Annotated in this window: 11 protein-coding genes and 1 pseudogene; all 12 read right to left on the reverse strand. The window is 48.7% G+C overall.

Annotated elements, in window-relative coordinates:
• Nucleotides 1-7: 7 nt before the first annotated feature.
• Nucleotides 8-388: a hypothetical protein gene (locus tag EE896_RS11350; RefSeq protein ID WP_003854912.1), complete on the reverse strand. Its 381-nt coding sequence runs from the start codon at nt 386-388 to the stop codon at nt 8-10.
• A 26-nt stretch (nt 389-414) separates the two neighbouring features.
• On the reverse strand, nt 415-780 hold the full coding sequence (locus EE896_RS11355; RefSeq protein WP_003854915.1) for a hypothetical protein: 366 nt from the start codon (nt 778-780) through the stop codon (nt 415-417).
• Nucleotides 781-835: 55 nt separating this feature from the next.
• Entirely contained in the window at nt 836-1,180 is a 345-nt protein-coding gene (locus EE896_RS11360; protein ID WP_105100193.1) for a hypothetical protein, read from the reverse strand.
• Between the two features lie 117 nt (nt 1,181-1,297).
• Nucleotides 1,298-2,746, reverse strand: a pseudogene (locus EE896_RS11365) (type VI secretion system Vgr family protein).
• Between the two features lie 394 nt (nt 2,747-3,140).
• Complete coding sequence (gene tri1, locus EE896_RS11370; RefSeq protein ID WP_008927182.1) at nt 3,141-4,232, reverse strand: ADP-ribosylarginine hydrolase Tri1; 1,092 nt, start codon at nt 4,230-4,232, stop codon at nt 3,141-3,143.
• Nucleotides 4,229-5,566, reverse strand: a complete 1,338-nt coding sequence (locus EE896_RS11375; RefSeq protein WP_140916419.1) for a PAAR domain-containing protein — start codon at nt 5,564-5,566, stop codon at nt 4,229-4,231. The genes tri1 and EE896_RS11375 overlap by 4 nt, the downstream gene beginning before the upstream one ends.
• A gap of 3 nt (nt 5,567-5,569) precedes the next feature.
• A complete protein-coding gene (locus EE896_RS11380; RefSeq protein WP_140916421.1) occupies nt 5,570-6,364 on the reverse strand; it encodes a DcrB-related protein in 795 nt (264 codons plus the stop codon).
• 2 nt (nt 6,365-6,366) lie between these two features.
• Nucleotides 6,367-8,316, reverse strand: a complete 1,950-nt coding sequence (locus EE896_RS11385) for a type VI secretion system Vgr family protein (protein WP_153574569.1) — start codon at nt 8,314-8,316, stop codon at nt 6,367-6,369.
• A gap of 533 nt (nt 8,317-8,849) precedes the next feature.
• Complete coding sequence (locus tag EE896_RS11390) at nt 8,850-9,287, reverse strand: hypothetical protein (RefSeq protein ID WP_181405318.1); 438 nt, start codon at nt 9,285-9,287, stop codon at nt 8,850-8,852.
• Between the two features lie 448 nt (nt 9,288-9,735).
• On the reverse strand, nt 9,736-10,047 hold the full coding sequence (locus EE896_RS11395) for a hypothetical protein (RefSeq protein ID WP_033761562.1): 312 nt from the start codon (nt 10,045-10,047) through the stop codon (nt 9,736-9,738).
• Nucleotides 10,048-10,259: 212 nt separating this feature from the next.
• On the reverse strand, nt 10,260-10,670 hold the full coding sequence (locus EE896_RS11400) for an immunity 22 family protein (protein ID WP_033761564.1): 411 nt from the start codon (nt 10,668-10,670) through the stop codon (nt 10,260-10,262).
• Nucleotides 10,670-15,193 (reverse strand): RHS repeat-associated core domain-containing protein, encoded by a 4,524-nt coding sequence (locus EE896_RS11405; RefSeq protein ID WP_039661310.1) that lies wholly within the window; start codon nt 15,191-15,193, stop codon nt 10,670-10,672. Before EE896_RS11405 ends, EE896_RS11400 begins: the two co-directional genes overlap by 1 nt.
• Nucleotides 15,194-15,195: the final 2 nt, after the last annotated feature.

Raw genomic sequence — 15,195 nt, forward strand, 5'->3', positions numbered from 1 at the left:
TTATAACTTACTCATATAACACATCAAGTATAGCGACTTTTGATGGGATTTCGTCGCTATACTTTACAATGACTTTAATACCTTTCTTTAACTTATGGATCTTACCTTTAATTACCAACCCTTTTCCGGTGCATATAGTCTCTTTACCAGAAAGGGTAAGCCGCACATTGAAGTTATAAAAAAAACCGTCATCATATTGGGTATTTGTTTGCGACCAGCTGACAGGCTCGGTAGTTATTATATAACCCTGCCACTCATCTCTGGCTTTCCAGTTTTTTATTTCTATCAACTCATTTTTATCTGGTTTGAACAGTAAAAACATCACTAACAAACCCATAACCGTCATAGTAATACCGATAATGAAGGGTATTTCAGTTAAAAAATGCATTTTCACCTTCTTATCACTTTATCGCTTCAACAATGTGTATGTAAATTGTGGCCCAGCAGGGCGTGGCGGTCGATGCGCGCGTCGGTGGAGAGCAGCTTAGCGGCAAGCACAAATGGGCGTGACAGCACCTCAGTGTCATTCGGCGTATGAAACAGCAGACCGTGCGCCGGCAGCTGTCCGGTAATGCGTGCGAATATAAGTAGATTCCATGCTAATTCAGTAACGCGATATTCACTGGTGATTGCACCCTGAGTGCGGCGCACTTCACGGTGCAGGACGCCACGTTCGCTTTCGCTGATGACACGGGTACCAAAGTTGACCTGCACCCGCTGCCCGCTGCCATAGTGGAACTGCTTCAGTTCCCGCCCGTCCGGTAAGATATTGTGCGTCAATCTTGGTGCTTAGTAATTATTTTCTATTTGCTGCATTGATAATTACGGATATATATTAATTATATTTTTCGTACCAAGAGATAATCTTCTCTTTAATAGAGTCTAAAGAAGAAGCATTAGCAACTATGACATGAATAGGAAAGCCGTCGACCTCTTTATCAAACTCACTTAATGAATTAGCATCTTCATCTAAAACAACTTTTATGATGGTGCCATTATTTTTTTTTCGTGCTGAAAATATTGGATTGCCATCCATAAACGGCTTTCCATTTGAAAACGTAGTATTGTAATATGGACAGTCAACTGATTCCTTGCAATTTATAAAATTTAAGAAGAAATTTTTTAAAAAAGACTCTAACTCTAAATAAACCTTTTCATCATTAAGGTAGTTATTAAACATATCTACTCCAAAAATGCTTTACCAGAAATAATCTCAATATCCACACGTTCGTGCTTAGTATCTTTCACCATAAATGTTTTACTCACTGGAGCATCAGCACCTCCGCATTTGCTGGCATTAGTTATAAATTTTAGTCCGGTTGCTGCCGACGCTGTGGGTTTCATTGTTTTCCACCTCAGTGTCCATGTTCTTTTCAGCATGCAGCCAGACCTGTTCCTCACCCGCCTTATCCTCAAACCTCAGCGCGTTCGCCGTGTCCGCCGTGCCGTCCTTCGACCGGCTCAGAAAACCCATCTGCGTCGCCGCCGCCGGCAGCGCCCACGGCGGCATGCTCGCCTCGTTGTACACCCGGCCGATGATCAGCGGACGGTCCGGATCGCCATTGATAAAGTCCACCACCACTTCGTCGTTAACACGCGGGATCTGCACGCCGCCGAACCCCTGACCGGCCCAGGCGCTGGAGACGCGCACCCAGCACGAACTCGTGTCGTCGCCCTTCGCCAGACGGTCCCAGTGAAACTTCACCTTTACCCGGCCGTAGCGGTCGGTCCAGATCGACTCGCCTTTCGGCCCCACCACCTTCGCGGTCTGCGGACCGTGCGTTTTCGGCCACGGCGTCTCCGGCGGCGTGCGGTACGTCACCGACGACGGCAGCACCGTGAAGCTGATATTGTGACGGCTCTCGCCGGTGTCGCCGCTGGCGTAACTGTTCTCGGCGAAGTCATAGGTCGCCGAGGTCACCAGGTACTCGCCGTTGTCGCTGAAGTGCGGCGCGTTGATGATGGCGAAGGTGAAGCCCGGCGCGATGCCGGTGGCGGTGCCCGACCCGCTGACGCTGTGGTGCTCGGCCTGCCACACCTCCTGACGGATGCGCGCGTAGGACTCGCCGTGGCTGTGGTCGACAAAGTGACCTGGCCAGTCGTAGACGTCCACCGAGCCCGGCACCGGCGACGCCCGACGGGGTAACGTGATAGGCGATGGTCTCATAGCCCGGAAACGCCTGATGCTGGTCCGGCGCGTCGCACAGCACCAGCGTGTGCCTGTCCGCCTCGTGGCGGAAGAAGTAGTAAATCCCCTCCAGCTCCATCAGGCGGCTGATAAAGTCCAGGCTGCTCTCCTGATACTGCACGCAGTACTCCCACACCCGGTAGCTGCCCGCCAGGCGCGTCTCCACGTAACCGCATACTCCTTCAGCAGCGTCTGCACAATCTGCGGCACCGTCTGGCTCTGGAAGATGCGCAGGTTGCGGTCGCGCCGCATCGGCCACAGGTCCGGCTCCACCGTAAGCTGGTAGACCGCGTAGCGGGTGCCGCTCAGCTCCTGGCTGCGCACCGCCACCCGGGTGATTTTGCCGTTGAGGTAGCGCGGGCCCAGCGCGTTCATCAGGCCGTCGGTCGGCAGCGTAAAGGTCACCGGCTTGCCCAGCAGGGCGTGGCGGTCGATGCGCGCGTCGGTGGCCAGCAGTTCGGCGGTGAGCACAAAGGGACGGGACAGCGTCTCGGTGCCGGTGAGCGTGTGGAACAGCAGGCCGTCCGCCGGCAGCTGTGCAGTAATGCGTGAGAACATGTTTTTTTCCGTACAGACAGAACTGACGATGAAGCGGGTCAGTAAAAGTGGAAGGGAAATGATTTTTTTATTTAAAGCATCTTCTGATTAGAAGTAATGGATTTCAGGATGAAATTATTTATCAAAAATCCCGATTAAAAACGAGAAACATTTATGAAAATGGTCATCGCAATAATTTTTTAGTCAACATGTTTTTTGGATGTCAACCAGAAAACACAAGGAGAAAATTCTTTTTTGAATAATTTTAATTTATAAATAACAAACAATGCATTATTACTCAGATCAAGTTCATCGAAATGTCTTTACAGTTTAGTGAATGTGATTAGAAACCACTTCAACTTCAATCTTTTTATTTATAAAAAAAATCCCATACTTCAGATATGGGATCTTATCATCAATCTTTCTCTTCAGGTGCTAAGTGAAACAGCTTTTCGGCCAGCGCAAGAATTCTGTCTTTATCGACTATTTTATTAACCCACTCCTGAGGAATGCCTGACAGTCCATACAATGCGCCCGCTAACTGACCAGCCGTTGCTGCCACACTATCAGCGTCATCAGCAAGATTTGCCGCCAGCAAAATGGCATCTTTAAAATTGTCTGTATGCCAGACGGCCCATAATGCGGCCTCAAGGGTGTCGATAACATAGCCCGAGGAGCGAATTTGATCCCGATGCTTTTCTTTATATTCACCGGCATTGATGATCAATACACGTAATGTTGATCCCATAAGATGAGGAGCAAAGCTCTCACTCTTACTGTAACCATTTAAGATGTAATGAAGCATGACATTAAAAAAGCGACAGCTATCTATAGACTCTGCGGCACAATGTGTAGCCTCACTCTGTAATATCGCATCTCGCCAACCGTCAATAAACGATTTCCTTCTGAAAATAGCAGTAGGTGCATGGCGGATTAATGCTGCATTTCCTGCAGTCTCAGGAGAAGTATTCCCCATCCAGGTTGGTCCATGAAGTACAAACTGCTCAAGCGCATAGCGCGTTGTATTACCTATATCAAAGCATACGCCATTAGAACTATTTGTCCCATTCTTATACCAGTTAAGTAACTTTTGTCGGAACAATGTAATATCACATTTATGGCTTTCAATATAAGTTTCAGCGAGACACAGCGCCATCGAGGTGTCATCAGTCCACTCACCGGGTTTAAGAGAAAAAGGTCCCCCGCCAACCATATCATCAACGCGAGCTTTATCTCTTGGCATAAATTCTAGCGTTGTGCCGATAGCGTCTCCAACCGCCAACCCCATCAAAGCGCCCTGACATTTATCTAATGCCTGTTCATCAGTAATTTTCTGAGGTAAGGATTTCGCCCATTCTGGCTTGAGAGCGTCCTCAGGTTTAGCGCGTAAAGGTTTTTGCTCATAAGACATTCTGTTCATCAACTGCCGTGATGCCTGGGGTATTAAATGAGCGTAACGTCTGGCATAAATGAAAAGCGCATCATCATCAGCCCTAAGATCAATCATAAAAACTCCTTATAAGTCAATGTAATATTCCCGCCATCATCAATTCTTTCGATAACTTTAAATTGTGTGTCTGGAGGGTATAAAACTTCCGCTTCAAGAGGATACTCTGATAAAAATGCCACGTCTCGCCCGGAAGCACCATTGACTTTAATCAATATGTTACCTTGAAATGGTTCATTTGAGGATGTACTCATAAATGCACCATCTGAAACAATGTTACCAGGCTGATTTTTAGCAAGTATTTCTTCAGGAAGGGAATTTATCCCTCGATATGAAAGTCCTTTATTAGGAGGGAGCTTGGAAAGGCCATCCTTAGCATGTGCGGCAAAGGCTTCTAATTCTGGAGTTAATGGAGTTTGACCTCTTAATGCTGGATTTAATGCTGTGTAACCCTCATTCGTGGTATAGCCATATAAAGCTCCCACTTGGTCATCCGTAAGCATTGCAGACTTCACCGCATTATTGCTCAATGCGTTTGCACGTCCTGCTGCAATCCATTCATCCGCCTGGGCCTTTCCAACAGCCTCAGACAAAGACATTTTCGGAACAACAGGTTCAGCTACAACTTCAGGCACAACCTCAACGTTCTCACCCGTTTTGACAGCACGCCAGGCATCAAACTTCATTACCCCTTTGCCACCCAATGCCCCACCGGCAAAACTGCCTGCCAGCATAGACCATTTTTGTCCGTCAGAGTCTTCCCCGAACAGTCTGCCACCGACCCAGCTGCCAGCGTAACCACCACCCATTGCGCCTGCTAATCCTAACAGGGCTATAGCAGGTGAAGCCAGGACCGCAACGGCAGCAGTGCCCACTCCCATCATCACCCAGTTTACCCAGCCAGGGATTTCGGGGTTGATATCGTCGGTCTGAAGTTTGCCTCCGCCAATAAAGACATTGGTGGAACCGCCAGATATCTCCGCACTGCAGGTCAAACGGTCTCCGATGCGGGCGGCAGGAAAGTTGTTAATAAAAACTTTGTCCGAACCTTCAGCAACCCGTTGCGATGAGCCGCTGTGCTCATCACAGTCGCCTTTGGACAAATGTGCACGTATCGCTGCTCTGCTGTTGGTGAAAACATTCGGCGAGCCGGATAACAGTTTGCCTGTGTTATGCCGCGGAGCCCATGACATGCTCCCTAGCACTTCACCCACCCCTCCGGCAGCACAGGCACCGGCTGCTGCTGCAGATACGACAACCAGAGCCGCTCCACCGGTTACAACAACGGCTGCTGCACCTAAAATGGCACCGCCAATTAACCCGGCGATCATCCAGCCTTTAGAAGCTGTGTGGGCTATCTCGTCCTGCTCTCTGGCAGCATTGAATTCAGCCATGATTTATACATCCTTATGTCTCTGAAGAAACGCAAGGATTTGTGATTCGCTGGCGAGATCTTCTGGTCCTTTAAAGGCTTTTGCCATGCCAAGAATATCTCTTACAGATGAGTTTTTTCTGTGTGGTGATGTCCATAGTGCATAGCGCAACGGCTCTTCATTATTTAAGGCGGCGATATGTAATGGGCTTCCCGCTGAGTCAAAGAACAAATAACTGCCATTCAGAGCTCTTTTCAAATCAACATTCTGATAAAGTAATGTCACCGTTTCATGTGCGGTAAGCACTTTAGTATCGGTATCAAAAGAAAAGAAAATCCCCGACGCATCAGTTGCCACGGGTACCGGCTCATCATCAGAATCACGAGAATTAAATTTTATACTGTTAATAATCTCATGATATTGCTTAGTATAATAATCATTAAAACGTCCTGGGCATGTTCCAATATAACAAACAATCTTTTTACCCCCGGCGTCATCATCAAATAAAACAATCGATTGTTTTTGCCAGATCTCAGCGCCATCATTTTCAAAATGATAAAAAAGCTCAACTGCAGGCAGATTATCTATCTCGATCAGTTGTGATGTTATGTTTACAAAAGCGGGAACAGTGACACTCATCTCATTGATAATTCTAGCGGCCACTTTTTGCACTGTATCGTGATGAAAAGCAGATGCGCGAGACACTACGAACGTAAACTCACTCGCATTATTTTCGCTGAGCGTAAAAAGGTTCATTGTCCTGTCTTTAAATATGTCGGGCAGTTCAATTGAAGCTTCCTGAAGAGTATAGGTGGCCATTTTTATCCTTTGGTATTTTTTGCTGATGAAGAAAAGTAGTTTTCAATTTCACTTTTTATTTTATTTTTATGTCCACTACCCGGTGCAATTATTGCAGCGCTTCCTCCTTCCGGATTTAAATGTAAATCACCACCTTTGGTATTAATCTCTCCATTACCATCGACGGTAATGTTAAAATTTTTACCAATAAAATTAATCGCACCTTCTTTAGTTAACTCAATCGCGCTCAGACCACACTCGATCCTTACAGTGTCTCCGGCTGCAATGGTGTAAGAAGCAAAGGCCTGTTCAGTACGATTGCCCGTTGTCAGCGTTTTACTATTTCCCTGAGTGCCGAGAGCATGGTCACCATCCACTCGCGTCTCATTATTAGCGCCCACCGAAACTGTCCTATTGTTCAGAACACTGTGTGATTCATCATTTTTAACATGGGTATCCATGTTCTTCTGCGCCTGGATCCACAGGTGTTCCTCACCCGCCTTATCCTCAAACCTCAGCGCGTTCGCCGTATCCGCCGTGCCATCCTTCGACCGGCTTAAAAAGCCCATCTGCGTCGCCGCCGCCGGCAGCGCCCACGGCGGCATGCTCGCCTCGTTGTACACCCGGCCGATGATCAGCGGACGGTCCGGATCGCCGTTGATGAAGTCCACCACCACTTCGTCGTTAACACGCGGGATCTGCACGCCGCCGAACCCCTGGCCCGCCCAGGCGCTGGAGACGCGCACCCAGCAGGAGCTGGTGTCGTCGCCCTTCGCCAGACGGTCCCAGTGAAACTTCACCTTCACCCGCCCGTAGCGGTCGGTCCAGATCGACTCGCCTTTCGGCCCCACCACCTTCGCCGTCTGCGGACCGTGCGTTTTCGGCCACGGCGTCTCCGGCGGCGTGCGGTACGTCACCGACGACGGCAGCACCGTGAAGCTGATATTGTGCCGGCTCTCGCCGGTGTCGCCGCTGGCGTAACTGTTCTCGGCGAAGTCATAGGTCGCCGAGGTCACCAGATATTCGCCGTTGTCGCTGAAGTGCGGCGCGTTGATGATGGCGAAGGTGAAGCCCGGCGCGATGCCGGTGGCGGTGCCCGACCCGCTGACGCTGTGGTGCTCGGCCTGCCACACCTCCTGACGGATGCGCGCGTAGGACTCGCCGTGGCTGTGGTCGACAAAGTGGCCCGGCCAGTCGTAGACGTCCACCGAGCCCGGCACCGGCGACGCCGGGTTCTGCCGCGCCTGCAGCATCCACGCGTTCGGCTTGCGGAAGTCGTAGTCGTCGGTGCTGTAGATGCCCGGCGTCACGCTCTCCGCCAGCGACCACTGGCTGATGCCCTCTTCCGTCACCACGCCGCCCGACGGGGTGACGTGATAGGCGATGGTCTCATAGCCCGGAAACGCCTGATGCTGGTCCGGCGCGTCGCACAGCACCAGCGTATGTTTGTCCGCCTCGTGGCGGAAGAAGTAGTAAATCCCCTCCAGCTCCATCAGGCGGCTGATGAAGTCCAGGCTGCTCTCCTGATACTGCACGCAGTACTCCCACACCCGGTAGTTGCCCGCCAGGCGCGTCTCTACGTTAACCGCGTACTCCTTCAGCAGCGTCTGCACAATCTGCGGCACCGTCTGGCTCTGGAAGATGCGCAGGTTGCGGTCGCGCTGCATCGGCCACAGGTCCGGCTCAACCGTCAGCTGGTAGACCGCGTAGCGGGTGCCGCTCAGCTCCTGGCTGCGCACCGCCACCCGGGTGATTTTGCCGTTGAGGTAGCGCGGGCTCAGCGCGTTCATCAGGCCGTCGGTCGGCAGCGTAAACGTCACCGGCTTGCCCAGCAGGGCGTGACGGTCGATGCGCGCGTCGGTGGCCAGCAGTTCGGCGGTGAGCACAAACGGACGGGACAGCGTCTCGGTGCCCGTGAGCGTATGGAACAGCAGGCCGTCCGCCGGCAGCTGTGCAGTAATGCGTGAGAACATAATCAGATTCCGTGCTTATATTAGAGATTAGGTACCAGTACGTCATGGCGCTGTCATTCAGAGTATCGATGTGCACCAGTGGCTCCCAGCCATCCGCGGTCGACAGGTAATGCGTGTCGCGCTGCTGCTTTCACCTACCGTTTGTAACTCTCTACACAGGCAGCACACCGTCCCGGTTTAGTTCCCGTGGTGTTACAGGACTTTTAGCCCGTCATGGCAGGCTTTTTAAACAGCCAGTCAGACATATTTATCTCACACTGGCAGCCTTCATACGCGGCCCAGACTTCCAGGCAGGGTGAGTCATCCGTGGTTAATTAGCGTCAGATGTGAGTTAAACCGATATCAGGGAGGCAACTGGTTCCAGTCCCTTGGCTGGAAGCTGCCTGGCAGCGCAACGGTAATGCAGGATTTCTTCTCTGGCCAGGGTATAAAGGCATTTTCGGAAGCGCTGTTAGATCGCTTCCCTGGAGAAGCCCGACGTAAAAGAAAAGTATATTCCTTGTTAATATTAACAGCCTGTTTCCCTTCTTAGTTTAATTCGCCAGCCAGATGCCGTAATAAATCACTATAGTTCCAAGAGAAAGAATGACCTTTGAAAAAATGAACAGCCCTGGTGCCAGCTTACTGATAGCCGGTGAAAACCGCCTGTAATTGTCTGCATTATATTTCTTGTGAAAATCCATAACAGTGCCAAACATATTGCAGAATCCGACAAGTATAAATTTCATACCCCATATAAAAAATAATGATGCACCTAACGCCTCCATTAAGTCCCCTGCGGCGTCCCTGGTAAAACCCGGGATTATAGCTGCCAGTCCTTTAAGCACGAATCCAATAGCGATAATGGCGATAAAAATCCCAACAAAAGCTTTCCCTATACCAGCCAGCGTTTCTTTTCCATAGGAAATCTTACTGCTCCAGATAAAATACACCGTCACTGACCAGAAGAATAAAAATGCTAAAATTTCCATGTTGTTGCCATCCATTTTTAAAAATCAATTAGCAGCCAGAATCGTTATGTAGCCGCTAATTATAGCAATATTGCTAAGGCCACCTCCCTCAACATTATCCGAACATCCTACACTGCTAATAATAAAATCACTCACGGAATTTATGATAAGTTACAAATAAACTTCACCCGTTAATCTTAATAATAAAGAAAATCTGACGCTGGTTGTTTCCGTATTAGTTTGATGATTGAGTCAGGGCGGTCAAATATGCGGATAAAATGCGGCTTTAAATAGAAGAATGAAAATTTAATGCCTGAGGACTCGCTTGCGGATGATCTATTAATTTAGAAAGCTGAGCTAAGTTACCAGCCTAATCATAACCCCAGTGAAATTTATCCTTAAGTTGGAGAAATTTTAAAAAGCAACATAGAGAATTATAAATTGATTAATAAAATACCCATAAATGTACTCACCTAATCTTTTCTCTCAATTCATTAGCTGATGCAGCATCACCAGAAGATTGAATCTCATCGATCAATCTCGAAGCTTCAATCATATCTCCTTTATTTATCAAATAAACCGCATAATTGTACCTGGCAACCTCATTTCCTTGTAAGGCAGATATTTTCAACCATTTTATCATGTCAGGCTTGATGAAATTTGAAAATGCATAATACTGATATAGCTTAATAGAGGCATCGCTATTTACCTCCAAGGATTTCTTCTTGTAATAAACAATTTCATCTTCATTTAAATAGTAAATAGTTCCACTTGAAAGCATTCTTGAACCTCGCGACCAGCTCACGATAAAAATAGTAGACTCGTCAAAATAGATAATAAAATATAAATTATCGTTAATTTTCACTGAAGGATATGAGCATCTCTAAGAAAATAGCAGAGAGTTGAAATTATGAATAAAAAACCGGAATGAGCATAATAGCCGCCTCCGGTAGATACCAAGAAACTAGGTTAGATCACTTTTAAAGTGTTAAATCAATCACCTTTGAAGCAACCAATATATTTTAATCCTTTAAAATCACTACCTATAGCAGGAAAATTATCAACGTCAAGATTTGAATACCATAAAATGGCGTTTGCTTTATCAATTCCCAAGTTGGCGCATGTATTTCTTATTTTTTCCATCTCACTTAGATCAACTGCTGCTTGCTCAAGTATCTCATTAAGAGGAACATCTTTTTCTTCTCTTGGTATTATTCCTATAAAGTCTTCATCGTACCACTTTGTGCCAAGATACTGACAAAATGCACAAACTTTATAGGAGGGATCCTCAAAATCCCCTTCAGTTGAGTAATCAAGCTCAAAATATTTCAAATAGTCTTTTTCGGAATCATAATTACTTCCTATCCAAAGATGTACAATATCCGCGTCGTAATTAGTATTCATCAAAAGCATCCTGTTCGTTTCATGTGGATCGAATGGTGTGTTTCTATAATGTCTATGGCTTGCATCTTAGTTTCAGCACTTTTTAAATCACTGATAAGTTTGTTATGGAAATGCCGCCCTGCTTTACTTCCATGATGAGGACCATTTGGGACAGGCATTCCATTTCTATCAGTGACATTAATAAATGTAATTTCGCTAGTCGGAACTGTCATTGCTTTAAGCTCTTCTGCGCTAAACCCTAACTCTTTCGCTTTAGATGCTATCGATACAGGGAACATTTCATGCATACCACCGGGACTTCGAAGAGCACTCTCAACAGCTGATTTATTATCGATAATATCCTGAACTGATGCGCCATTAAACCAGGAGTTAAACGTGCCTTTTTCCCAAGGAATCAAGCCTAATGGATCCACCCAAACCATTGGATCATTAACATAGGTGTAAGTATTCAATCCACCCTTTAACCCTATCGGGTCCGGCTGCGTATAGCGACCGCCGCGCGGGTCATAATATCTTAGCGTGTTATAGTGCAGCCCGGTTTCACGGTCAAGGTACTGTCCCTGAAAACGAAGGTTCTGCGGCACGCCCCAGCTCGCATTACACTGTTCTGACAGGGTGCGCCCCCAGACAGAGAAGTTGCCGCGCCAGACGCTTTTGCCTTCCTCATCAGTCAGCCTGTCCGGCAGGCCGTTTATCTCGGTGTGGTACCAGTAAATATCACTATGCGCGCCTGTGCTGTCAATACGTGCCAGCGGTTCGTAGCTGTTTTCTGCATAAACATAGCGTACGCCTGTGTCTGGCCTGTGAGTGCTGCTTTCACCAACCAGTTGCATGCCCAGCCAGGCAAATTTTGTGCATTCCGGCTGCTCCTGACGGTGCCGCCAGACGCGTTTTTCCGTACGGCGTCCCAGCGCATCGTACAAGTATTGCGCGCGGCTGAATTCAATATCACCCTCAATCTGAACATCACTGATACGATGCTCACTGTCATAAAAAAAACGCTGCACAATACCCCGGTGGCTATCATGCCGCTCCGTCATACGACCAAAGCCATCATATTCCCAGCGCACACCATCCAGACGCCTCAGCATGTTATTCCGTACCGGATGCAAATCCTGTGTTGTCTGATTGTCTGCAGCGTCATACAAAAACTGTTCATCACAGCCCGGCATTATGCTTTGCGTCACCCTGCCAGCTGCATCGTATCCCCATAGCAACTGTCGGTATTTCTCCTGCGGCGACGACGGTGTGCCATCTGTATAAATCTGACGGATAATCTGATCGGCCTGATCCCACTGGTAACGTCTTTCTGCAATCAGCGTTTTACGCGGGTTGTCCAGACAGCGCCGATGGGAAATCCGTCCCGCCACGTCATAATATGTCTCCTGCGTTAGCACGCCCTGCGTGCGATTCGTTTCCCGGTGCAGACGGTCTCGCTGATATCCTGCCAGGGACAACTTTTTCGCGTTGAAGGAGAGTTGAATCTCCAGAAGATGTCCACTGCCGTAACGAAGAAAGTCGATTTTCTGTCCATCCGGGTATGACGTTGCACTCAGATTATTCAGTGCATCATATTGATGACAGTACTCCCCTGAATGATTTTTTTCGCTGATCAATCTGCCCAGTTTATTATAGGTAAATATCTGATATTCAGCATGTTCCGGGTCACGCATCTCAATAGCAGCCTGACGCCATTCCTGATATGGCGCGCGACAAATCTCTAATGCCAGGGCACTGTGCCGGAACTCGGTCCGATGCTCACATGTTTCACGCGCCGTCATTCGCCCCAGCGCATCATATTCATAGTTCGTGACTTGAGGCGGCATTTCGCTGCTGCTGTCCGGATAGCGGATAAGCGACTCTACCTGCTGGAGCGCATTGTAATGATACTCGGTCTTCCGTCCTGCATAATCCTGCTGCTGCTGCAATAATCCAGTCGAACTATAGCTAAAATGCCACTCCTGCATGTTGCTGTTAATTAATGTTGTCAGTCGCCCAGCCCGATTGAAACGAAACTGTGTTTTCTGGCCCGCCGGATCAACTGCCTCAATGACCTGACCACGGGAATTTAAAGTAACTTTATGCGCCAGAATACCTTCAATACTTTGCCCGCATAGTAAGCCGGCTTTATTGTATTCGAATCGGGTTTCACGTCCGTCCGGACGCGTTAAAATTTCAAGTCGCCCCGCCGGACTCCATGCAAATCGCTGTGTATTGCCCAGCGCATCCGTGATGCTTACCAGCCTTCCTGTATCATCATACTGACGGCGAGCAGGGTAACCGGAACAGTCTTCTTCGCGGATTAGTTGGCCACGACTGTCCCACCAGAAACAGTGCCGGTTACAATGAGCATCTATGCGCTCAACCAGATCTCCCTGTTCATTCCATTTAAAAAGCGTGGTTGCACCTTCCGGATCGGTCAGAGACACAACATCACCGGCTAGATTATACTCGTATTGCCATACTGCACCGTTCGGTAACACCTCTTTCAACGGGAGCGCATATAACGGATGCCAGGTTTTAAGCGTGGTGCGCTCCAGCGGATCGCGCTCCATCGTCAGATTTCCACGCGCATCAAAAGCGTACTCCCAGCGGGCTCCGTCGGGCTGTACCATCTCATTTAGCTGTTCACTGGTCCCAGCCCAGTTGAATGCCCAGCTACCGCCATGTTCATCGGTATAAGCCGTTATACGGTACAACATATCCCAGCGATGCTGACTGGATACACCTTCATCGTTACTCACATAGGCGATGCGTTCTTTTTCGTCAGTATTAATACGCCAGTTTTCCAGCACGCTTGCCTGTTCATCCAGCACCTGGTAGGAAGAAACTCGCCAGTGCCTGCTGTCCAGAGCGGGTTGCCACTGATACTGAACTTTCAGGCCGGTTGAAAAACTGTGCCATGCCAGCATGTCACTAGCCCGATCCCAGCCATACTGGCGCAAAACGATGTTGTCCGCATCGCTCACCATGATCAGCTGGTTCTGCTCGTTGTAACGGTAAGACACCATGCAGCGGCGCGTATTTCCACAAACCTGATATACTGCGCTAAGCCGTCCCCACTCCTGATACTCAAGCTCGACATCAAGTGCTTCATTATCACTAAAGATGCGTACCAACTGCCCCTGCTTATTCCATTCAAAATATTGAGCATTTTCATGGCGATCGTAGAGACGATGCAGGCGCCATTCGCCCATATTTAAGGGATCCGGTTCGTAAAGCTGGTGTTCGCCGTCATGATGCTGTATCACCATCGCACCGTTCGGGCTACAGAACAGTTTCAGACCTTCTTCCTGAAAATCAATGACGTCTCCTGTATTGACCTTGCCCATGCCCAACTCACGGCCAGTCATATCACGAAACATCAGTTGATTATCCGGCAAACGATACAAGCGGGTTTCAAAAGGCAGCATCCAGCCAGTACCTAATATCCCGGCTGCTAAGTTGCGACTGTGGTAAATACGCTGCCATCTGAGTGGTATGCGATCCGGTAGCACAAAATCGAGGTCTTCATCCTGTGCAAGGATTTTAGCGCCAGTAGCAATATTGACAGGAAATGCCGTACTACTGGCTTTAATGACTGCCTGAGCAGCGGCTTCGGTTGCGACGATGCCGCCGAGCGGGCAAATGATTTCTTTAGCAAGGCCGCGCAGAATTAGACGGCTGTAACCAAACTTGATCAGCTGTGGCAGTACCCCTGCCAGGGCCCCGCCCAGTAAATTACCAGCCATATACGCCAGCATGTTTTTACCGCTGTGGATGTCACGCACTGTAATGGTATCGCCGCCGATGCGTACACGGGGATTTTCGCTAATTTTAATAACTGCTTCACAAGTGCTTTTGTCACCATTACGCGCAGCAGGCTGGTTATTGATTAACACTTTTTTTGAACCCTGCGCGATAAAATTACTGCTGGTGACCATATGGCCTTTAGCACATGCGACTTTATCCTGCGGCATGGGTGCCGCATAAGGGTTTGCACTTTCCACCACAGGCTGAGTCAGGCTGGTCCAGACGCTTTTTCCCCAATCTTTAATGTCATCAGACGTAATGTGGCTAGCCTTCTCAGCCACTGACATAAGCGCAGCACCGGGATTCAGTGTTGTTTTCATTGCCATTGCTACGCCAGTAAGCGCAAGCATACCGATCCCCGCCCAGTCAATGCCTTCATCTTGGGCAACTGGCATATTAAGATAGCCACGATCCACAGTGCCGGCTGCGCGCGCTGCCTTTTTCCCCATTATCAACACATCGTCAGACCCACTGATGATGATCGCATCAGGCGGTCCGGGATCAATTACGCTGTCGACAAATTTGCCTGCAGCGTCGCCGATTTCCTCAAGTTTTCCGCTGAAAATCAGCCCGGCAATCGCTGCACCGCCAATCACCGCACCAATTCCTGTACCCGCTGCCAGCATCACTCCTGCAACGATGGCACCTTCTACCAGGCCTCCCACAAAATCGGCAAGCGCCGAGCTATGCACCAGGGGGTCGTCGATACGGGCTGCAATAAAATCCGTCATCG

Source organism: Pantoea eucalypti (assembly GCF_009646115.1).
GTDB lineage: Bacteria > Pseudomonadota > Gammaproteobacteria > Enterobacterales > Enterobacteriaceae > Pantoea > Pantoea eucalypti.